We start from the raw sequence: 20,669 nt of genomic DNA, 5'->3' as shown, positions 1-20,669 counted from the left end.
GCGGGGTGTAGGTCGGGGCGGTGGTGGTCTCGCCGGTGGCGGCGGCCTCAGCGCGCTCGGTGAGAGACGTCACGGGGTGAGCTCCTTCCGCACAGCGGCGGGGATGGACAGGCGGTCATGGGTGGTGTCGCTGACGCACGCGGCGTACGCCTCGGGGAACTCCTCAGCGAGGCGGGCGACATCGACCGTCGTCTTGCTGCTCTGCTCGATCGAGTAGAAGGTCTTGTCCTGGACGATCGCGGCCTGGGCGTTGCCGAGGTTGGCGAGCATCCGCGCCTTCGCGGCCTTCTGCCGCTTCTCGGCAGCGGCCTTCTCGGCGGTGGCTTCGAGGTAGTCGCGGACGTCGGCCTGCGCCTCGAAGTCCCGGTCCAGCTCGACATAGCCGTCCCGGTCGGGGTGCATCCGCTGGTACAGCTCGATCAGCGCGTCGGGCGGTTCCTCACCGGTGATGGCAGGCGGCCGCCCCGCGAGGATGTGCTCGTGCCACAGCCGTGATGCTTCGGCGTTGATGTACGCCACCAGCGGGGTGTGGTGTTCGCGGCGGACGGTGTACTGGCGGTAGTCCTGGCCGCCGATGAGGCAGACGACGTGGATGTGGTCGAGGCCGGTGACGAGGATCTGCCAGAGCACCTGGGCCAAGACGTCGTCCGGCGGGCCCTGCCTCCACAACTTGGCGACGAACGCGTTCCTCGTCTTCACCTCGAGCGCGCACAGCGAGTGCTGGCTGCGGTCGAGGGGGCACTCGGTGCAGAGCCGGTCGAGGGTGCACATCTGGGTGGGGTCGTCGATGTTGGCGATGAGGCCGACGGGTTCGACGACGGTGCGGTTGCGGCGAGCCCAGTCTCGGGCGAGGGGCTCTTCGAGGACGTTCCCGAAGTGGGCGGCCTCGGACCAGGTGTCGTCGTGGGGGAGGTCGCCGCGCTTGTCGTAGTAGACGTGGAGCGGGGTTTTGAAGCCGGACAGTCCGAGGACGGCGGGCAGGTCGCTGGAGCCGATCCCGCTACGGCGGGCGTCGAGCCACTGCTCGCGGGGGGTGTCGTGGTGGAGGATGAGGCGGCCGGTGGGGGTGACCCGGCCGCCGGCCGGAGCCGCGGGGGCTCCGGCCAGCGTGCTGGTGGTCATGCGGCGTTGACCTCCGGGCGGGCGTAGGTCCGGTTCCCGGCCCCCGCGATGGGGACCAGGACCCCGGCGCGGACGAGCGCGCGGAGGTCCTTGCGGGCGGTGTTGCGGTGCCCGCTGAATCCGGCGGCGGCGTTGATGCCCATGGCGCGGGTGGCGGTCCAGGGGCCGGCCTCTGCTCTTATGGCGTGGGCGAGGACGGTGCGGCGGGTGGTGGGCTCAGGCACGGTGGGTTCCCCCTTCGGCGGTGGCGAGGGTGTAGTAGCGGCCGCGGGGGCCGTCGTTGCGGACGAGGTGGCCCTTGCGGTGCAAGAGGGCGAGGTCGCTGCGGAGCGCGGAGCGGTAGACGTGGCCGGGGTAGAGGCGCTTGTAGAGGGCGCGTACGCGGCCGGTGGTCCATTGGCCTCCGCGTTGGCGGATGGTGGTGAGGAGGGCGGCGCGCCGGTCGTCTGTGCGGGGCCGCAGCGGGGCCGGGCGATCCGCGTGGTCCTGGCAGAGCCACGCTCCGGGTATGGCCTCCTGCCAGCCGCGCTCCAGTGCCTTGGCGTGGCGCTCGGCGTTGGGGCACTGGCCTTGGCCAAAGAGGGTCTGGCAGCAGCGGACCCAGTCGCCGTCGGGCTGGCCGGTCGGGATGTCGTCGTCGTATCCGGCGACGGTCCAGCGCTCGCCGTCGCGGTCCCAGATCACGGACCACGCGCGGTGGTCGGTGAGGGTGCCGTCGAGGTCGATGCCGACGGGCATCCCAGCCTGGTGTGCGGCGTTGAGGGCGTCGGCGATGGCGACCCAGTGCTCGCGTTCGGTGCGGGGGGTGAAGGGCTCGGTCATTCGTCGTCCTCCTCGTCGTACTCGGAGGCGACCGGGACCGGCGTCACGACGTAGCCAGTGGGGCGTTCGGGCATGCTGCGCGAGGAGAACGTCGCCCAGAGTTCGGCGCCGCCGTCCTCGTCGTCGTGCCAGGTGAACTCGTAGTTGTGGAGGTCGGAGTTGTCCGCCGACGTCAGGCAGTGATCTTGGGCGGCGTCGCGGGTGGTGTAGTGGCCCATGACGATGGCGTCGTGGGAGGCGCGGTAGATGGTGAGCTCGCCGGCGGCCGCCTGGGTGACGTCGCTGGTGCCCTTCCTCAGCTCGCCCGCCAGGTGCTCGGCGAGGTACTCGCGCATCTGCGCCAGCTTGAGCACGTCCCAGCAGGCGACGGTGTTGAAGGAGACCAGTGCGTCGTAGAGCTTCGCTTGCAGGTCGCGGGCGCTCATGCGTCCACCGCCGACCGGACCGGACGACGAGCAAACCCGTCCTCCAACGCCGTCTCCCACACGATGTCCTCAGCCACCGCCGGGATCTCCCGAGCCGAACACCCCGGCTCGTGCTGACCCGCCGGCATCTGGTCGCAGTCGTTGCCGTCGCAGTAGATCGGTCGCATCAGTTGCTCCCGTGGTGGTCGTCGGTCCAGCGGCAGCGGTCGGAGCAGTACGCGACACGGCCGTTCGGGATGGGGCGGCCGCAGTCACACGCGGCCAGGTGGCGGGTGCCTTCGAACTCGGCGGCCGGTCCGGGGCGGCGGTGCATCCCGGTGGGGAAGGGCTGCGGTCGGGTGAGGGCACGGTGGGCTTCGGCGCCGGGGTCGGTCACGAGCGGCATGGCGGCGGCGGCGGTCTCGCGGTGGTTCATCGCAGCGCAGACCACGAGCCAGGCGAGGGGCACGGACGTGGTGGCGGCGAGCCAGGTGAGGTCGCTCATGAGGCACCGCCCATCGGCGGGCCGGGGCAGGCGAGCGGCGGCTCGGCGGGGTCCTCGAGCTGGTGCCGCTGGGCGAGGAGTTCGGCCTCGTGGAAGCGGCGCGGGTGCATGAGGCGCCAGGCCTGCGCGCGGTAGTGGCGGACGTGCCGACGGACGGTGCCGGGCGGGGTCCAGGTCGTCATCGCTGCTCACCGGCCTCGGCGGCGCGGAGGTTCCTGCGGACCTGAGCGACGGCCTCATCGGGCGGGAGCTGCCGGTACTGCTGGCACGGGCAGGTCTGGCCGAAGGCGAAGCACGAGTGGGGCGTCGGGATGGTGTGGGCGAGGTGGGAATGGCCGCACTCGCAGATGCGCGGGGCGCACGGCGTCTGCAGCTCAGCGACACGCACCGTCAGCCGGTCGACCTCGGCGAGCAACTCCCGCAGGCCAGCCGCCCACGTACCCGGCGCCGGATGCGGAGCCCTTGCCACAGAGGCACGAATCTCAGCGAGCCGCTCCGGACTCAGCGACGCGCTCACGCCACACCATCCGGCGTGAAGCCGAGGCCGGCGGCGAACGCCTCCACCTTCGGCGTTCCGTAGGGCGCGTACTCCGCCGCGTCCATCGCAGCGACCACGTCGTCCAGACCCATCAGCCACGCGTACTCACGCAGCTTGATCACGGACCGCTCGGCGGAGATCCCCCGCTCGTCCTCGATCTTCCCGAGGGCGAAGACGTAGTAAGCGTGCGCCGCGTCCCGCACCTTCGCCGGGTCCTCGGCGTACTCGGCCCACTGCGCCTCGGTGACGCCGTCGTGCAGGAAGGGCCGGGCGTGGTCGTAGTCGACGTACGCGAGGAGGACTTCCTGCGCCCAGCCGAAGATGTCGTCGGAGGCCTCGGCGCGGGCGACGATGTCGTCCTGGTTGCGCGTCACGGTCGGCGGCTGGCTCATGCGACACCGCCCAGCACCGCACCGAACCGCGACGCCAGCTCACCCAGACCCGCGAACACCGCCGGCGGCGCGTCTTGCACACCCGCCAGCACGTACTGCGGCTCACCCTCCGCCGGAATCGACGACAGCTCCCACTCCGTGCCATCCGAAGTGACCAGGTGCACCGGCACCACCGCGGCGTGCGCGGCGTCGGCGGCCTGCGCCGCGAGGAGCAGCTGCTCGACGACCTCGTCGACCGTGCGGCCGACGACGTCACCCCACGAGGCGACGTGGCACTCCAGGCTCATCTCGTCGCGCCAGTACGGGGGCTCGTCGTTGACGGGCAGCCGGTCGGCGAGGAACTCGATCGCGGCCGTCGACTTGGGGCCGAAGCGCTGCGGGTGGCCCTGCTCGGCGCAACGCAGCGCCGCCACCATCGACATGGGCCGCTCGTGCGGCAGCTTGTGGAGGACCCGGTTGAACGGGTCGGGGATGTAGTCGCCCTGGTGGTGCCCGTTGGCGGCGATGAGGTACGCCGCGCTTCGGAACAGCGGGGCGAGGCCGGTAACCTGATGGCTCACGGTGAGCCTCCGTCTCTTAGGTGCTGAGGTGATCCGTGTGGGGTCGCATCCGGAGTGCCTTCCGGGGCGGCCCCTCCTGCTGTGGGGGGGAGGCCGGCTGGTTAGGCCGGCTGCTTGTTGCGCTCCGCCTTCTTGCGGCGGGCCGTCGCCGCGGCGAGCCGCATGCGGGCCATCGCCGCTTCCTTGAGCTGCTCCGCGACCTGGGCGACCTGCTCGTCGGTCGCGTCGGGGTGCATCTCGCGGGCCTGGGCGAAGTACTTCTCTTCCTTCGCGCGGCGGGCTGCCTCGGTGCGGGCGGTCCGGTCGATCGTGTTGGCCCAGCTGACTCGGGCTCCGAGCTCGGCCCTTGCCTGGCGCTCCTCGGGGCTCATGTGGGGGGTCCTTCCTCGTTGTCTGCGTCCGTAGACGTAGACGCGATTGGCGTGAAAAGAGCCTTGCGTTGCTCGCCGACGGCCTCCGCGGTGGCGTCTGCCGCGCCTTCGGGGACCTTCTTTGAGCGGTCGTTGAGCATGTTGCTGATCTTGCTTTTGCTGAGGCCAGTCGCGTCAGCCAGGCTGCGCACCGTGTGGCGGGTCCCTCCCTTGTCGGGGCATCTCATGAGCCGTCTTAGGAGGTGGCCGTCGTTCAGTTCGTAGTCCATGTACATCCCCGCGCTGTCCGCGTCTGTAGACGTAGACAGCTAAGCACAGAAGACGTGGCGGCGTCCAGCATTCGGAGGCGTAAACCTCACTTGTCCCAGCTACTAGTCAGTTTCCGGACGCTTTTCCCAGGTCGCATAGTCGAACGTGGATACGTTCGTGGACAATGGCAGCGTGTCTGGGGGGTAATCTGCCACCGGGCGACGCCGACACGTCCGAACCCCCCAGCCGGTTATGGAGCTCTCGATGACGCAGCCAGCGGAAACGCAGCCAGAGACACTGACTCAGCTCGTGTCCGATCGCGTCACAGCAACGGGTATGACGTGGCGTCAGGTTGGCGAGCGCGCCGTCGACCCGGTCACGGGCTACCGGCCGGCGAAGGACACGGTCTGGAAGATCGCCCGGGGAGTCGACGTCAAGATCTCACCGGAGCTCGTCCGCGCGGTGGCGGCCGGCGTTGGCGTCCCCCCGGAGCGGGCAGCGCGTGCGGCCGCCCTTCAGTACACCGGTTACATCGCGACCGAGCTCGGTGGCGGCGTCGTCCTGCATGACCCCGAGACCGAAGCGGACACACTCGCGTCCCGGTCGTACCTGGACAGGTGGGACGAAGAGCAAAGCTGACGGGCAGACTGCAACCCTCCTGGGGTGTAATGAGTCTTCCGGGGGACAATATTCGGTCAAGCGGATTCTCTGGTTTCACTATGTGATAGCCGTGTGAAGACGTAGAGTGATCCCACCTCGCCACGACCGAACGTGTGTGCGATTTAAGTGTGCCTTGAATCGCGCAGCGTGGACAAGGGGGTCTCGCGTGACCAGTGTGATCGTCGAAGAGGGGGATGTCCTTGACCCTGGCCAGTTGATGGTCTTCAAGGACTTCGGGTCCACGATCCGCATGGCGTACAACCCCCGCAGGCTCACCGAGGGCCAGGCCCTCACCCTCCTGCGGGCCAGCATCCCGAGGTTGAGCGGGATGCACCAGGTAAGCCACCCCGCTGGCACCTGAAGGACGCATCGGGCAGGGCCGGCACCCACACACTGGCCGGCCCGTCCGCTGCCCCTAGCTACAAATCCCCCAGCTGCAGCCGCCGCGCCTCGTCCGCGGCTCGCTTCTCCGAGCTGGCCTTCGTGTATCGGTCGATCATGTCGCGGCGTGACCACCCCGCCATCGCCATGAGCCCGCCCTCAGAGCCGCCCTTGGCCAGCCAGCGTCCGGCTGCCGTGTGCCGCAGCACGTGCGGGTGGAAGTCCTCGATCCCGGCGACTTCCCCGCGCCACACGAGGGTGTCGTACAGGGCGTAGTACGAGAAGCCCTTGCCCCGGTCCCCCAGCCACAGCACGGGCGTCGCCGCGAGGCGGTGGGCGCGCCTGGTGCGGAGGTAGCGGTCGATGGCCCGGCAGGTCTGCGGGCCGATTGGCACGGTGCGGCCCTTGCCTCCCTTGCCGCGGCGGACCACCGCGGTGCCCTCCTTGAGGTTGATGTCGCCGGTCTCCATCGCGACGACCTCCCCGGCCCGGGCGCCGGTCTCGATCATCAGGCGGATGATCGCCTCGTCCCTCCGGTCCCGCAGGTCGTTGCCCTTGCAGGCCGCGACGAGGAGCTTGAGCTGATCCTCGGATAGCTCAGGGACAACTTTGCTATCGAGTTTCGGTGGCTTCAGGCCGGCCAAGTCGTCGGTCGGGATCTCTCCCTCGGCGGCCAGCCAGGCGGAGAACCGCCGGAGGGACAGCTGGCGGGAGCGGGCGGTGGCGTCGGAGGCCTTGCGGTCCAGGAGGGCGACGATGAACGCGTTGACGGTGTGCTTCTTCAGCTCGAGCTGGACGTCTTCCTCTTCGGCCCAGCGGATGAACGCTCGCACTCCGTCACCGTAGGTCTTCACGGTCTGGTCGCTCTTGCGCTCGGCTCGCAGGTTCAGGAGCCAGGAGTCGAGCAGGGCCAGCAGGTCGTCTGGTGTCACGGTCCCCCCAAGCACGGCGGTGGAAGCGCGATATCTGGGTTAGCGCTTCTGTGCTTAGACATGAAACCGCCCCTGACCGACGAACGCAATGGTCAGGGGCGGTTCTAGCAGGTGCGATCAGTCAAGATAGTCGCGGAGCACCTGGGAACGCGAGGGATGACGCAGCTTGGACATGGTCTTGGACTCGATCTGGCGGATGCGCTCACGGGTGACCCCGTACACCTTGCCGATCTCGTCCAGCGTCTTCGGCTGGCCGTCGGTGAGGCCGAAGCGCATGGAGACCACGCCCGCCTCGCGCTCACTGAGCGTGTCGAGCACCGAGTGCAGCTGCTCCTGCAGCAGCGTGAAGCTGACCGCGTCGGCCGGCACGACGGCCTCGGAGTCCTCGATGAGGTCACCGAACTCGCTGTCGCCGTCCTCGCCGAGCGGGGTGTGCAGCGAGATGGGCTCGCGGCCGTACTTCTGGACCTCGATGACCTTCTCCGGGGTCATGTCGAGTTCCTTGGCCAGCTCCTCCGGGGTGGGCTCGCGGCCCAGGTCCTGGAGCATCTGGCGCTGGACGCGGGCCAGCTTGTTGATGACCTCGACCATGTGCACCGGGATGCGGATGGTGCGGGCCTGGTCGGCCATCGCGCGGGTGATCGCCTGGCGGATCCACCAGGTCGCGTATGTCGAGAACTTGAAGCCCTTGGTGTAGTCGAACTTCTCGACCGCACGGATCAGACCGAGGTTGCCCTCCTGGATCAGGTCCAGGAAGAGCATGCCGCGGCCGGTGTAGCGCTTGGCCAGCGAGACCACCAGACGGAGGTTGGCCTCCAGGAGGTGGTTCTTGGCCCAGCGGCCGTCCTCGGCGATGATCTCCAGCTCGCGCTTGAGCTTGGGGGCGAGCTTGTCGGCCTGGGCCAGCTTGTCCTCGGCGAACAGACCGGCCTCGATGCGCTTGGCGAGCTCCACCTCCTGCTCGGCGTTGAGCAGCGGGACCTTGCCGATCTGCTTGAGGTAGTCCTTCACCGGGTCGGCGGTGGCGCCGGCCGCGGCGACCTGCTGCGCGGGCGCGTCGTCCTCGTCCTCGTCGGACAGCACGAAGCTCTCCGCCTCGGCCTCGGCCGGGACGTCCTCGTCCTTGCCGGGGGCGGCGTCCTCGATGAGCTCCTCGCCCTCGACGAGCTCGTCGTCCTTCTTGGTCTTGGTCGCGGTGGTCTTCTTCGCCGCGGTCTTCTTGGCGGTCGCGGTGGTCTTCTTCGCCGCAGTCTTCTTGGCGACGGCCTTCTTCGCGGATGCCACGGCATCGTCCTCCGGCTCCGCCACGGGCTCCGCCGCCATGGTGGGGGCGGGGGCCGCGGTGGTCTTGGCAGCGACGGTCTTCTTGACCGGGGCGGCCTTGGTGGCGACGGTCTTGGTGGCAGTACGCTTCGCCGGGCTCTTGGCTGCGACGCTCTTACGGGTGCGCTTGGGCGCCTCGGCGGCACTCACCATCAGCGTCACACCCTCCTCGTCGAGGACCTGGTTGAGGCTGCGCAGAACGTTCTTCCACTGGGTTGCCGGGATCTGGTCCGCTTCGAAGGCTCGGCGCACGTCGTCGCCGGCGATCTGACCCTGAGCCTTACCCCGCTCGATGAGCGCCATCAGAGACTCGGACTCGGCGATCTCCGGCGGGAGCGTACGGGATGTGCTGGCCGACACGAACAACCTCTCGGAACGATGGAAAACGACTACGGTGGGAACCGCTCAGCAACTCAGCGTCATGTTCGTCGCGGATATTCCTCGCACGGCCGCCACCTCTAAGCTCATCGCGCTGCCGCCGAGAGCGTTACGCCCGGCCGTACGTGGGCCGGGTCACACCCCGGATCGGCACCAAACCGTCGATAGCGGGACACTCCCCTGCACGCCACGACCATGCCCGGTCGGATGCGGGCGTCAAACATGGCGGACGGCTCCGCCGCCGGGCCCGGAGGGCGTGGGCCGGCGGCGGAAGTCGGTGCCGTCTCGTGCTGCCCGGGAGCGGTCAGTGCTCCCGGGGGGCGGGGACGACGTGGTCCGTCGAGCCGCCGGCACCCGGGTCGGGGTGGGCGGCGAGCAGCTGGCGCATGGCGGTCTCCGCCTCGGCACCGTCGGAGGCGGCCAGCGCCTCGACGACCCGCGTGTGCAGGGCCACCGAGTGTTCACCGGGGCGCTCGCAGCCGGTGACGGGGCCGCCGGAGACCTGCAGGGCGGAGGAGACGATGCCGGAGAGGTGCTCCAGCATCCGGTTGCCCGCGACCTGCAGCAGCAGGGCGTGGAACTCCGCGTCCGCCCGGGAGAAGGTGAGGCCGTCACCCTGTCCCACGGCGTGGGACATGATGTCGGTCATGTCGACGAGGCGCTGCTGGACGTCCTCCCGGCCGTGACCCGCCGCGAGGCGCGCGGCGAGGGGCTCGATCGTCCAGCGCAGTTCGAACAGCTCCCGGCGCTGGTCGTCGCGCTGCGGGCCGAAGGCCCGCCATTCGATGATGTCGGGGTCGAGCAGGTTCCAGTCGCTGACCGGGCGGACCCGGGTGCCGACGTTGGGCCGGGCGCTGACGAGGCCCTTGGCCTCCAGCACCCGCAGCGACTCGCGGACGACGGTGCGGGAGACCTCGAAACGCTGGCCGATCTCCTCGGGGACGAGCGGGCGGTCGGCCCCGAGATCGCCGGAGACGATCATCTGGCCGAGTTGCTGGACGAGTTGGCCGTGCAGCCCGCGGCCACGGCTCCCGGCGGCGCGACGGCCGACCCGGCCCATGTCGGTGTCGCCGCCGTCCCAGGAGGGTGCGGGGCCGGGGCGGTCGAGGCCGACGGGGGCGTCGGCGTACGGATAGCGGTCGATGTCCCCGCCGCCGAGACTCGGGTCGGCGGGGCGGGCCGCGGTCATCATGGTGTGCGCAAGGGTACTCACGCATCATTTGTCGGCGATGGCGCGGGAGGCCTTGAGGGCTTTCCTGAAAAGCACACGAAAGGGTGAGCACTCATCACCTGATAATTGACGCTTTATCGGAAGGAAATGGGGTTTCTCCGGCGCAAGACCGTTGCCGCATAGGCACACAAGAGAGCGAAGAGCGACAAGACGAAGGAATAGCGCACCGGTTGGGTCGCCATGCGGACCACGTCGATCGCCGGGGCGGACGCCGCCCGCCTCACCACCGGCGCGACCAGCAGCGGAACCGCGAGGACACCGGCCAGCCCGAGCGCGGTGGTGCGGAACACCCCGGCCGCCAGCACCCCGGCCCAGCAGCAGACGAGCACGAGGGCGACCGAGGCCGCCGTGGTGGAGGCCAGCGCGAACGGCGCGGGCAGTCCGCCCGCCCCGAACTCCAGGCGCATCACGACCAGGCTGAGCCCCGTCCCCAGGAGGGCGATCAGCGCCGCCGCCGACCCGTTGACGACGAGTTTGGCGAGCAGCAGACGCAGTTGACGGGGCACGGGCGCGTGCGCGGGTGCCAGCGCGGGATAGCGGAACTCCTGGCCGTAGGCGAGCGCGCCGAGGAGCCCGCCGCCCAATGCGGCGGGCGGCAGGGGCAGGGAGTGCGACCAGCCGGTCAGCAGGCGCAGGGAGAAGGCGTCGTGCCCGGTGCGCAGCAGCGCCAGGGTGGCCAGTCCCGAGGCCAGGACGGAGACCAGTGCGACGAGCCAGGGGCCGCGGACGCCGGTGAGGCGGCGCAGTTCGTAACGGACGGGCCGGGCGGGACCGGCGGGCGGCACAGCGGCGCGCGCGGCCGCCAGGGGCACGGCGGGCCGGTCGCGGTCGCCGAGGGGACCCTCCGGAACACCGGTGTCGGCGACCTCGTCCGCGAGGCGGTGCAGCAGGATGCCGTTGCGGAAGGCGGTTTCGCCGACCTGGGCGGTGGTCGCGCCGTGCACGCGGATGCGGCTGCCGCTCTCGTGGGTGATCTCGGTCCCGTCGTCGGTCAGCAGCAGGCCCAGGCGTTCGGCCTGGGGCGAGTGGACGGCCACGTACGGGCGCAGCCGGCGGCGGCCGAACTCGTGGGCGGACTGGTCGGCGACGAGCCGGCCCTTGTCGAGGGTGACGACGCGGTCGCCGAGCCGGCCCGCCGCCTTGGGGTCGGCGCAGGTGACCACGACGGCGCCGCCGCGCGCCGCGTACGCCTTGAGCAGGCCGTACAACCAGGCGGTGTCGTGCGGGGAGAGCCCTTGGGCGGGATCGTCCAGGAGCAGCGCGGGAGGGTCTCCGAGGAGCGCCGCGGCCACACCCAGGCGGCGGTCCATCCCGAGGGAGAAGGTCGACAGGCGGCGTCCGGCCGTTTCACGCAGGCCCACGATCTCCAGGACCTGGTCGGCGCGTTCGGCGGGGGCCCCGGCCGCGGCTGCGAGCATGCGCAGGTGGCCGCGCGCGGTCCGGGAGGGGTGGCCGGGGACCTCACCGAGCAGCACGCCCACCGCGTTGGCCGGATGGGTGTGGCGGTGCAGGGGGCGCCCGCCGAACAGCGTGATGCCGCGGCCCGGTTCGAGTTCGAGCATCAGCCGCAGGACGGTGGACTTGCCGGCGCCGCCGTCGCCGAGCAGGACGGTGATCTCGCCGGGACGGGCGTCGAAGCTGAGGTCGTCGACGGCGGGGGGCTCTTCGCCCCGGGACGCGCTGGTCAATCCGATGGCCTGGATCACCATTGCACCATAACGCGCAAATGGCCCGGAATTTACACCTCTGGTCGCAACATCGGCGGATTGAGGATGGTTGCACCACCCGCGCGGAACAACTGCGCGGGGCGGCCGCCCTGACGGGTCGTGGTGCCGCCGCTGGGGACGAGGAAACCGACCGTCCCCGTCACCTTGCGGTGGAAGTTGCGCGGGTCCAGGGCGACGCCCCACACCGCCTCGTAGACCCGGCGCAGCTCGCCGACGGTGAACTCGGGCGGGCAGAAGGCGGTGGCCAGAGCCGAGTACTCCAGTTTGGAGCGGGCGCGCTCCACGCCGTCGGCCAGGATGCGCGTGTGGTCGAAGGCGAGGGCACCCTCCTCGCCGTTGCGCAGCAGTTCCTCGACCGGGGCCCATCGGGCGCTGCGGGCGTCGCCGCCGGCGCGGGGCGCGGGCAGGTCCGGGGCGAGCACGAGGTGGGCGACGCTGACCACGCGCATGCGAGGGTCGCGCTTGGGATCGCCGTAGGTGGCCAGCTGCTCGAGGTGGACCCCGCTGCCCGCGCGCAGTCCGGTCTCCTCCTCCAGTTCGCGGGCGGCCGCCCCGGACAGGTCCTCGTCGCCGCGTACGAAGCCGCCGGGCAGCGCCCACCGGCCCTGGTAGGGCGGCTCACCGCGGCGGACCGCGAGGGCGCACAGGGCGTGGCTGCGCACTGTGAGCACGACGAGATCGACAGTGACGGCGAAGGGCGGGAAAGCTGACGGGTCGTAGGGCGCCATGCCCGCGATCATAGTCGTCTGCCTGACGATAAACAGCAGGTTGGCGGGATGACGCGACCCGCTTTCGGCCTGTTGTTCGACGTCACGGCGCCGGGGCGGCGCCCGGTGCCGCCGGCGGGTTCAGGCACCGAGCTGAAGTCCCGGAGCCGCCTCCTCGATCACGGCCGTACCGGACGCGCCGATCCGCAGCGCGAAGGGCTCCTCGGCCACCCGCAACCCGGTGAGGCCGAGGTCGCCGAGCGGGGCGGTGACCAGAGGGCGTACGGCCACCATGCGTTCGGGGGCGTCGGGGCGGATCCCGGCGAGGGCCATCAGCAGGTGGACGGCCCCGGCCGCGGCCACCGCGGCGGGCCGCGAGGCCGTCGGGTGCGGGGCGGGACGACGGGAGTCGTCGCGCTGCTCCCCCGCGTACATCTCGGGCAACCGGTGGCCGAAGGCACCGGCTGCGTCCAGCACGCCCAGGAGGAGCGCCGAGGCTTCTCGCTCGTGGCCGGCGGCCGCCAGCCCGGCGACCGCGACGGCCGTCTCGTGGACGCGTACCGCTCCGCCGCGGTGGCCGAAGGGGTTGTAGCCGGGGGCCTTGGCGGACAGTGTGCGCAGCCCCCATCCCGAGTCGAGTTCCGGGGCCGCCAGGAGGCGGGCGAGCTGCTCCGTCTGCACCTTGTCCAGCAGACCGGGGGCGAGCTCGCAGCCGCCCAGCAGACCGGTGTCGAGCAGATGGGCGGCTGCCGAGCCCAGGTGGGGCACGGGTCTGCCGTCAGGGGTGAGCGCGGCGGCCGGGCTCCCGCCGGCCAGGTCGTCAAGCCAGAAGTCCTCCCGGAACCTCCGGCGCAGCGCCTCGGCCCGCTCCCGCCATTCCTCGGCGCCCGGGCGTCCGTGGGCCTGGAGCAGATCGGCGCCGTGCAGCATGGCCCGGTGGGCGTGTGCCTGCACGTCGCAACGCAGCGGGCCGCCCGGCGCGGGGTCGGGGACGTATCCGCCCTCACCCGCGACGGACCGCAGCCACCACAGACTGCGCTCGGCGGCCGGCAGCAGCTGTTCGGTGTCCCGCTCCGGAAGTCCCCACCGGCGTGCCTCGGCGAGCAGCGTGACGAAGAGCAGCCCCGCCTCCACTCCGGAACAGGTGGGCGGCAGATGCGGACCGGCATGGCGCAACGGCCCAGGCAGGCCGCCGGTCTCCGGGTCCTGACGGCGGGCGAACGCCCGCAGGGTGCCGGCCGCCAGGCGGGTGCCGAGCGGCAGCAGCATGCGGGCCGCCCACAGGGCGTCGGCCGGGGCGGGACCGAGCCGCCAGGGGGCGCCCGCCGCCACATGGACGTCCAGCGGGTGGCCCGGGTCGCGCAGCAGCAGCGCCCGCAGGTCGTCGAGGGCGGCGCGCAACAGCGTCTCCGCCCGGCCGTCGGCGCCGCGGATCTCCGGGGCCGACCAGGGCACGGGGACTGCGGGGGCGGATCCGCCGTTCACGCCGGCCGCCGCGGGCTCCAGCGTCACGCGCAGCTCGATCGTGCGGGACGCCCCGGAGGGCAGGGCCAGCTCCCAGCACAGCAGCCCGGCGGAGGCCATGGCGCTCTCGGGTGCCGGCACGGCGGTCACCCGGGCCCGCAGGCCCTCCGCCGACCACAGCAGCCCCGCGTCGCAGACGCTGGGCTGCAGTTCAGGCCCGGAGGATCCGGCCGCGATCGCCGCCAGCTCGGCGAGGTCGGTCGCCAGCGCCACCTCGAACGGGATGCGCAGGGCGCGGGAACCGGTGTTGTGGACCGTGATGCGCTCGGTGCCCCCGGCCGTGCGGAGCCTCTCGACGGTGAGGGCCGGGTCGGGTGCGGTGTCGCCGGGAACGCGGGCGACGGAGGTGAACCGCGCCCGCCCCGCCGTGACGAGCCCGCCCTGCACGGGGACCGGTGGCGCCCCTGCGATGCGCAGCTCGCAGCGGGCCAGGACCCGGCGGCCGCCCTGGTAGAAGCCGGCGAGACCGCTTCCGTCCAGTTGTCCGTGCTCCGGCGAGACCGCGAGGGCCGGGGCCGCGACGCACATCACGGCGTCGTGCACCGGCTGCGGCCCCCGGTCCTGCCGGGGCGGCCGGTTGACCGGCTGCGGGCTCATGCCACCTCCTCGTCGAACGGTCGCTCGGGCGCTGCCGCCACTACCCACGAGAACGGCCGTGTGGGCACTCGGGTCACGCGCCGTCTACCGTTCCTGATCGGGAAGCCCTCCGTATCACCGGAAAGAGAGCCATGGCCGTCTACCGTCAGCCGGGAACCGTCATCACCGACCACACCTTCCAGGTGCCGCTCGACCACGCGGACCCCGGCGGTGAACGGATCGAGGTGTACGCACGCGAGGTCGTGGCCGCCGGGAAGGAACGAGATCCGCTGCCCTGGCTGCTGTTCCTGCAGGGCGGGCCGGGCGGCCGGTCGCCGCGGCCGCTGGGCCGCGACGGCTGGCTCACCCGGGCGCTGGACGACTACCGGGTGCTGCTGCTCGACCAGCGGGGCACCGGCCTTTCCACCCCGGCGAACCGGCAGACCCTGCCGCTGCGCGGGGACGCCTCCGCCCAGGCCCGTTATCTGGAGCACTTCCGGGCCGACTCGATCGTCCGCGACTGCGAGCTGATCCGCCGTGAGCTGCTCGGCGAGGACGGCCAGTGGAGCCTGCTCGGCCAGAGTTACGGCGGCTTCTGCACGCTCACCTACCTGTCCTTCGCCCCCGAGGGCGTCCGCGAGGCCTTCGTGACCGGCGGGCTGGCCGGCCTGCGCAGCACGGCCGAGGACGTCTACCGGGCTGCCTACCCCCGTGTGGAGCGGAAGGCCGCGGCGCACTACGCGCGTTACCCGGAGGACGTCGAGACCGTCCGCGCGATCGTGCGGCACCTGCGCGAGCGCGAGGTCAGGCTCCCGGGCGGCGGGCTGCTGACCGCGGAGGCCTTCCAGACCACCGGGATGCTGCTCGGTACGGGCACCGGCTCGCACACGCTGCACTACCTGCTCGAGGACGCCTTCGTGACCGGAGGATCCGGCCTCCAGCTCTCCGACTCCTTCCTCGCCGAGGTCCAGGGCCATCTGTCGTTCGCGGGCAATCCGCTCTACGCGGTGCTGCACGAGTCGATCTACGGCCAGCGTTCGGTCTCGCCGCGGGCCACCGGCTGGGCCGCCGAGTCGGTCCGGGCCGAGTTCCCGCAGTTCGACGTCGACAAGCCGCTGGCGGACGACGCGCCGGTCCTGCTGACCGGCGAAATGATCTACCCCTGGATGTTCGCCACGGACCCGGCACTGGCGCCGCTGCGCGAGACGGCGCACCACCTCGCGCAGCACGAGGAGTGGCCCGACCTGTACGACCCGGATCAGCTGGCGCGGAACGAGGTGCCGGTGGCGGCGGCCGTCTACCACGACGACATGTACGTGGACACGGCCGACTCGCTCGCCACCGCACGCTCGGTCCGCGGCCTGCGCACCTGGGTCACCGACGAGTACGAGCACGACGGGCTCCGGGTGAGCGGCGGCCGGGTCCTCGACCGGCTGATCCGGCTGGCCCACGGCGAGCTGTGAGGAGCGCTGCCCGGCGGGCCCGTGCGATGCTCTGCCGCCGCAGGTAGCGTCGGAGCGGCTCCGGTGAGAGGCCGTTGTTGACGGCGGCGTGGAGCAGCCGGGCGAAGGTGTAGTCGGGGGCGAGGTGCAGGGCGCGGCCGAAGGCCACGCGCGCCGCCGCCTCGTCCCCGGCGGACCAGGCCACCCAGCCGGCGAGGGTCAGGGGCGCGGCGGCGTGCTCGTGGTACGGCTCGACGCAGCGCCGGGCGAGCGCCCGCCACAGGCGCACCGCAGGGTCGGTGTGCGGCGGGTCCATCCACTCGGCGGCCTCGTCGCGGGTGGTGCGGTCCTGCAGGCCGAGGATCATCGTGGCGGCCTCGTCGTCGTCCAGCAGGGCGTCGTCGCCGTGGTCGGCCTCCGGTCCGTCCCCCACCGGGGTGGCGGCCCGGAAGCGGTCGAGCGCCTCCCGCAGCAGCCGCAGGGTGGTGCGCCGCACCTCTTCGGAGTCGTCACGCTCCAGCATGCGGGGGACCAGTGCGGCGGCCGCCGCGTCCAGGGCGTCCCCGCGGGCCGCGGAGGCCGGTGCGCCGGGCGGCGGCGGGGTGAGGCGCTCCTCCATCTCCTTGAGGGAGCCGCTGATCCGCAGGCCCGCGTAGGCGGCCGCCGCGGCCATCACGGAATCGCCGGACCACGTGATCCCGATGCCCTCACGCGGGAACCGCTCCGTGTCCGGGCAGCAGTACGACCACCAGCGGCCGGCGGCGACGCACAGCGCCTCGACGACGGGGATGTCGAGCGTGCCGCAGGCGATCCGCAGCCGCTGCGCCAGCGGGCGCAGCCGTTCCATGACCCGGTGGGGGTCCTCGCCGGGAGCGGGCTCCTGGACGAGGAAGAGCACGATCGCGTCCGGCCGCGCGCCGCGCTGCTCGCTGCCGTTCACGAGGCACTCCGCCAACTGCTGGGCGGCGCCGGGCCACTCGGCGGCGTCCCGTGGGATGCCGAGCCGGGCCCGGCCGCCGAAACGGCCGTGTTCGCCGTGCAGGGCGATCATCAGAATGCTGTCGTCGGGGTGGAAGCCGCACAGGTAGGGGAGCGCGGCGGCGAGTTCGGCCGGGCTGCGCAGCGTGACCTTCGGGTCGTCCGAGGGACGGGGGGATTCGGTGTGCTGAGTCATGATCCGAAGGTCCCGTACGCCGTGGATCTCCGCCAGACCCCTCCAAAACCTGTGGATAACTCACGCATATCATCACAATTATGCGAGGCGGGTTGTCCACAGGCCGCCTCCCCACGGTTGGCGCGGTGTCGGTGCCATCGGGTTGCATGGGGGCATGACCACCGCACTGCGCACCGCCGCCGACACGATCCTCAGCCGGCTCGTCGGGGACCCGACGGGCACCGCCCGCCTGCGCGAGGACCAGTGGCGTGCCGTCGAGGCGCTGGTCGCGCACGGCCGCCGCGCCCTGGTGGTCCAGCGCACGGGCTGGGGCAAGTCGGCCGTGTACTTCGTGGCCACCGCGCTGCTCCGTGAGCGGGGCAGCGGTCCCACGGTGATCGTCTCCCCGCTGCTGGCGCTGATGCGGAACCAGATCGAGGCCGCCGACCGGGCCGGGATCCGCGCCCGCACGATCAATTCGGCCAACCCCGAGGAATGGGACACGGTGCAGGCCGAGGTCGCCTCGGGGGAGATCGACGTCCTGCTGGTGAGCCCGGAGCGGCTCAACAACCCCGATTTCCGGGACCAGGTGCTGCCCAAGCTGGCCTCCACCACCGGCCTGCTCGTGGTCGACGAGGCCCACTGCATCTCCGACTGGGGCCATGACTTCCGGCCCGACTACCGCCGGCTGCGGACGATGCTCGCCGATCTCACCCCGGGCGTTCCGGTGCTGGCCACGACGGCCACCGCCAACGCACGCGTGACGGCCGACGTCGCCGAGCAGTTGGGGACCGGCGACCACGAAGGTGCCCTCGTGCTGCGCGGGCCGCTGGACCGCGAGAGCCTGTCGCTCGGGGTGCTGCGCATGCCCGACGCCGCCCACCGGCTCGCCTGGCTCGCCGACCACATCGGCGACCTCCCGGGCTCGGGCATCGTCTACACCCTGACCGTGGCGGCCGCGGAGGAGGTCACCGCCTTCCTCCGGCAGCGCGGTCACCGGGTCGCCGCCTACTCGGGGCGCACCGAGGACGCCGACCGCCGGGCCGCCGAGTCCGCGCTGCTGAACAACGAGGTCAAGGCGCTGATCGCCACCTCGGCGCTCGGCATGGGCTTCGACAAGCCGGACCTGGGCTTCGTGGTGCACCTGGGCTCGCCCTCCTCCCCCATCGCCTACTACCAGCAGGTCGGACGCGCCGGACGCGGTGTGGACCACGCGGAGGTGCTGCTGCTCCCCGGGCCGGAGGACGAGGCGATCTGGCGCTACTTCGCCTCGCTCGCCTTCCCCCGTGAGGAACAGGTGCGGCGCACCCTGGAGACGCTGGCCGCCTCCGGGGGCCCGATGTCGGTGCCCGCGCTCGAGACCCGGGTGGACCTGCGCCGCAACCGGCTGGAGACCATGCTCAAGGTCCTCGACGTGGACGGTGCGGTGCACCGGGTGCGCGGCGGCTGGACGGCCACGGGCCGGCCCTGGACGTACGACACCGAGCGGTACGCGTGGGTCGACCGGCAGCGCAAGGCCGAGCAGCAGGCGATGCGCGAGTACGCCACGACCTCGGTGTGCCGCATGGAGTACCTGCGCCGTCAGCTCGACGACGAGGAGGCCGCCCCCTGCGGCCGCTGCGACAACTGCGCCGGGCCCCGGTTCACCGCGGAGGTCTCCCGCGAGGCCCTGGAGGCGGCACGGGCGGCCCTCGGGCGCCCGGGGGTCGAGGTCGAGCCCCGCCGGATGTGGCCGACGGGTCTGCCCGCGATCGGCATCGACCTCAAGGGGAAGATCCCGCCGGGCGAACAGGCCGCGCCCGGACGGGCACTGGGACGCCTCTCCGACATCGGCTGGGGCAACCGGCTCCGCCCGCTGTTCGCCGAGAACGCGACGGACGGCCCCGTTCCGGACGACGTGGCGCAGGCCGTGGTGCAGGTGCTCGCGGACTGGGCGAAGGGCCCGGGCGGCTGGGCGAGCGGTGAGCCCGACGCCCCTCAGCGGCCGGTCGGCGTCGTCACCGTCGCCTCGCACACCCGGCCGCAGCTCATTGCGTCGCTCGGTGCGCGCATCGCCGAGATCGGCCGCATGCCGCTGCTCGGGGAGGTGGCGCACAGCGGTGACCTGGAGCCCTCGCGGGTGCCGCGCAGCAACAGCGCACAGCGACTGCGGGCGCTGCACGGGGCGTTCACCGTTCCACCCGCCCTCTCCGAGGCCCTCGCCGCGGCCGCGGGACCGGTTCTGCTGGTCGACGACTTCACCGATACGGGGTGGACCGTGGCCGTCGCCGCGCGGCTGCTTCGCCGATCCGGTGTTACGGCGGTGTTTCCGCTGGTCCTGGCCTTGCAGGGCTGACCGGTAGTCACCATGTGAGACGGAGACGGGATCTAAGCGGCGGAGGGTCAGATAACAGACAGGTCGACAAAATGACCGTTGCCGCCTGCGTGTGCGACAGGAACAATTGAGTCTGGATCCCCGCATCGGCTCTTGGAGCCCCACGACCGGCATGCCCTCGCACGCCCGGTCGCGGACGCATACCCGAAGGGAGGACCGTGGCCATCGGCTTCGCTCCGGAAACCGCTTCCGTGAATTCCTCCCGCCGTGCCGGACGCCATCGCACCCTCGAGCCGGCCGAATGGACGGCCGCGGGCATCCCCCTGCTGATCAACCCGCGCGAAGTGGTCACGGACCTCCACACACGCCACCTCCCGGCCCCGGGAACCGCCGTGGTCGCGGTCTACTCCCCGGACGAACGGCTGACGGCCAGCGCGTCCTTCGCGCAGCGCCCCGGCGTCACCGACGGCTGGGAACGCCGCAACGCGATCCTCGTCCACCTGCGCCGGGTCACCGCGGACGACCTGCGGCGGCGCAGGCCCGTGCGCACCGCGGTCCTGCTCGTCTGCCGCGACGGCGGAGCGGGGTGGACCGAGGTGGACGGTGCGTGGATGTGGGGACTGCGCGACGCCTGCTCGCTGTACGGGCTGCGCCCCGGTTCGTACATCACCCTGACCGAAGACGGCTGGCGGGTGCAGGGCGAGGACCGTTCGGGACGTTCTCCGAACGCCACCTCCTGGTCGGCCACGAGCCGCGGCGCAGCGAGCCTGCGTCCCAGTGGGACGCCGTCCCTGCGCCGCGCGGCGGCGCGCTGATCAGGCGTTGACGCCGAGCAGCGCGTTGATCCGCTGCGGGTCGCCGCAGACGACCAGCAGGGTTCCGGCCCGCGCCATCGCGGAGGGCAGGACACGCGCCACGGTCTCGTCGGAGCCGCCGTTGACGGCCACGACCACCACGGGCCGCCCCTTGGCGCGGTCGGCGTCGTGAGCGGCGTAGAACACGTCGTCGCCGGCGTCGTGCTGGGCCCAGTAGGACGTTTCGCCGAAGCTCAGCTCGTGGGCGGCCCAGGGGTGCTGCTCGCCGGTGGTGAGCACCAGGACCTCACCCGGAGCGCGCCCGCTGTCCAGCAGCAGGTCGACGGCCTCGTCGGCGGCGTCGAGGGCACCGTCCACCGAAGCGGGGATGAGCTGGATCTGCGCCGACGCGCCGGCGGGGACGGAGGCCATGACCTCGGTGTCCCGCGGCGAACGCTGCTGCGGGGGTACGACGGGTCCGCGGGCCGGACCGGGACGGCCGGGCCGGGCGTTGGCCGCCGGGGCGCCACGCGGCGGCGCGGGGCGGGGGCCGGGGCCCGGTAC

At 72.1% G+C, this 20,669-nt stretch carries 24 protein-coding genes; 5 read left to right on the top strand and 19 right to left on the bottom strand.

The genetic code is table 11. The features are described from left to right. Positions 1 to 69 precede the first annotated feature (69 nt). From PV350_RS31380 to PV350_RS31330, 11 genes are all read right to left on the bottom strand, one after another. Entirely contained in the window at positions 70 to 1,122 is a 1,053-nt protein-coding gene (locus PV350_RS31380; RefSeq protein WP_500337206.1) for a YqaJ viral recombinase family nuclease, read from the bottom strand. Continuing rightward, on the bottom strand, positions 1,119 to 1,346 hold the full coding sequence (locus PV350_RS31375; RefSeq protein WP_500337205.1) for a hypothetical protein: 228 nt from the start codon (positions 1,344 to 1,346) through the stop codon (positions 1,119 to 1,121). The genes PV350_RS31380 and PV350_RS31375 overlap by 4 nt, the downstream gene beginning before the upstream one ends. Next, positions 1,339 to 1,944, bottom strand: coding sequence for a hypothetical protein (locus PV350_RS31370; RefSeq protein ID WP_500337204.1), 606 nt, complete (start codon positions 1,942 to 1,944; stop codon positions 1,339 to 1,341). The genes PV350_RS31375 and PV350_RS31370 overlap by 8 nt, the downstream gene beginning before the upstream one ends. Beyond that, complete coding sequence (locus PV350_RS31365; RefSeq protein ID WP_500337203.1) at positions 1,941 to 2,369, bottom strand: hypothetical protein; 429 nt, start codon at positions 2,367 to 2,369, stop codon at positions 1,941 to 1,943. Before PV350_RS31365 ends, PV350_RS31370 begins: the two co-directional genes overlap by 4 nt. 166 nt (positions 2,370 to 2,535) lie before the next feature. After that, a complete protein-coding gene (locus tag PV350_RS31360) occupies positions 2,536 to 2,853 on the bottom strand; it encodes a hypothetical protein (protein WP_500337202.1) in 318 nt (105 codons plus the stop codon). Further along, complete coding sequence (locus PV350_RS31355; RefSeq protein ID WP_500337201.1) at positions 2,850 to 3,035, bottom strand: hypothetical protein; 186 nt, start codon at positions 3,033 to 3,035, stop codon at positions 2,850 to 2,852. Before PV350_RS31355 ends, PV350_RS31360 begins: the two co-directional genes overlap by 4 nt. After that, entirely contained in the window at positions 3,032 to 3,322 is a 291-nt protein-coding gene (locus tag PV350_RS31350; RefSeq protein WP_500337200.1) for a hypothetical protein, read from the bottom strand. The genes PV350_RS31355 and PV350_RS31350 overlap by 4 nt, the downstream gene beginning before the upstream one ends. 44 nt (positions 3,323 to 3,366) lie before the next feature. Beyond that, entirely contained in the window at positions 3,367 to 3,783 is a 417-nt protein-coding gene (locus PV350_RS31345) for a hypothetical protein (RefSeq protein ID WP_500337199.1), read from the bottom strand. Next, complete coding sequence (locus tag PV350_RS31340; protein ID WP_500337198.1) at positions 3,780 to 4,343, bottom strand: DUF6197 family protein; 564 nt, start codon at positions 4,341 to 4,343, stop codon at positions 3,780 to 3,782. The genes PV350_RS31345 and PV350_RS31340 overlap by 4 nt, the downstream gene beginning before the upstream one ends. 101 nt (positions 4,344 to 4,444) lie before the next feature. Then, positions 4,445 to 4,714 (bottom strand): hypothetical protein, encoded by a 270-nt coding sequence (locus PV350_RS31335; RefSeq protein WP_500337197.1) that lies wholly within the window; start codon positions 4,712 to 4,714, stop codon positions 4,445 to 4,447. Continuing rightward, a complete protein-coding gene (locus PV350_RS31330; RefSeq protein WP_500337196.1) occupies positions 4,711 to 4,983 on the bottom strand; it encodes a helix-turn-helix domain-containing protein in 273 nt (90 codons plus the stop codon). Before PV350_RS31330 ends, PV350_RS31335 begins: the two co-directional genes overlap by 4 nt. A gap of 244 nt (positions 4,984 to 5,227) precedes the next feature. Between PV350_RS31330 and PV350_RS31325 the strand changes: the two genes are divergently transcribed. Continuing rightward, on the top strand, positions 5,228 to 5,602 hold the full coding sequence (locus PV350_RS31325; RefSeq protein ID WP_500337195.1) for a hypothetical protein: 375 nt from the start codon (positions 5,228 to 5,230) through the stop codon (positions 5,600 to 5,602). Positions 5,603 to 5,789: 187 nt separating this feature from the next. Then, positions 5,790 to 5,984, top strand: coding sequence for a hypothetical protein (locus tag PV350_RS31320; RefSeq protein ID WP_500337194.1), 195 nt, complete (start codon positions 5,790 to 5,792; stop codon positions 5,982 to 5,984). Positions 5,985 to 6,042: 58 nt separating this feature from the next. Here the strand turns inward: PV350_RS31320 and PV350_RS31315 are convergent, their stop codons facing one another. The 6 genes from PV350_RS31315 to PV350_RS31290 form a co-directional block, all read right to left on the bottom strand. Further along, entirely contained in the window at positions 6,043 to 6,936 is an 894-nt protein-coding gene (locus PV350_RS31315; RefSeq protein ID WP_500337193.1) for a tyrosine-type recombinase/integrase, read from the bottom strand. Positions 6,937 to 7,053: 117 nt separating this feature from the next. Continuing rightward, complete coding sequence (locus PV350_RS31310; RefSeq protein WP_499514466.1) at positions 7,054 to 8,619, bottom strand: RNA polymerase sigma factor; 1,566 nt, start codon at positions 8,617 to 8,619, stop codon at positions 7,054 to 7,056. Between the two features lie 322 nt (positions 8,620 to 8,941). Continuing rightward, positions 8,942 to 9,850: a FadR/GntR family transcriptional regulator gene (locus tag PV350_RS31305; RefSeq protein ID WP_499514465.1), complete on the bottom strand. Its 909-nt coding sequence runs from the start codon at positions 9,848 to 9,850 to the stop codon at positions 8,942 to 8,944. Between the two features lie 92 nt (positions 9,851 to 9,942). Beyond that, a complete protein-coding gene (locus tag PV350_RS31300) occupies positions 9,943 to 11,577 on the bottom strand; it encodes an ATP-binding cassette domain-containing protein (protein WP_500337192.1) in 1,635 nt (544 codons plus the stop codon). A gap of 29 nt (positions 11,578 to 11,606) precedes the next feature. Next, a complete protein-coding gene (locus PV350_RS31295) occupies positions 11,607 to 12,323 on the bottom strand; it encodes an NUDIX hydrolase (RefSeq protein ID WP_499514463.1) in 717 nt (238 codons plus the stop codon). Between the two features lie 120 nt (positions 12,324 to 12,443). Beyond that, positions 12,444 to 14,423, bottom strand: a complete 1,980-nt coding sequence (locus PV350_RS31290) for a glycogen debranching N-terminal domain-containing protein (RefSeq protein ID WP_499514462.1) — start codon at positions 14,421 to 14,423, stop codon at positions 12,444 to 12,446. A gap of 131 nt (positions 14,424 to 14,554) precedes the next feature. Between PV350_RS31290 and PV350_RS31285 the strand changes: the two genes are divergently transcribed. Beyond that, positions 14,555 to 15,865: an alpha/beta fold hydrolase gene (locus PV350_RS31285; protein WP_499514461.1), complete on the top strand. Its 1,311-nt coding sequence runs from the start codon at positions 14,555 to 14,557 to the stop codon at positions 15,863 to 15,865. Here PV350_RS31285 and PV350_RS31280 read toward each other — a convergent pair. Then, a complete protein-coding gene (locus PV350_RS31280) occupies positions 15,777 to 17,018 on the bottom strand; it encodes a DUF4192 domain-containing protein (protein WP_500337191.1) in 1,242 nt (413 codons plus the stop codon). The two genes, PV350_RS31285 and PV350_RS31280, sit on opposite strands and share 89 nt — an antisense overlap. A gap of 154 nt (positions 17,019 to 17,172) precedes the next feature. Between PV350_RS31280 and PV350_RS31275 the strand changes: the two genes are divergently transcribed. Both PV350_RS31275 and PV350_RS31270 read left to right on the top strand, forming a co-directional pair. Then, on the top strand, positions 17,173 to 19,332 hold the full coding sequence (locus PV350_RS31275; RefSeq protein WP_500337190.1) for a RecQ family ATP-dependent DNA helicase: 2,160 nt from the start codon (positions 17,173 to 17,175) through the stop codon (positions 19,330 to 19,332). 197 nt (positions 19,333 to 19,529) lie between these two features. Next, positions 19,530 to 20,126, top strand: a complete 597-nt coding sequence (locus PV350_RS31270; protein WP_500337189.1) for a hypothetical protein — start codon at positions 19,530 to 19,532, stop codon at positions 20,124 to 20,126. Here PV350_RS31270 and PV350_RS31265 read toward each other — a convergent pair. Beyond that, positions 20,127 to 20,669: hypothetical protein (locus PV350_RS31265; RefSeq protein ID WP_500337188.1), on the bottom strand; the 543-nt coding region annotated here is incomplete at its 5' end.

This window comes from Streptomyces sp. PA03-6a, assembly GCF_033792765.1.
Taxonomy (GTDB): Bacteria; Actinomycetota; Actinomycetes; order Streptomycetales; family Streptomycetaceae; genus Actinacidiphila.
Note: the sequence above shows the minus strand (reverse complement) of the source record. Positions and strands in the feature narration are given on the sequence as shown.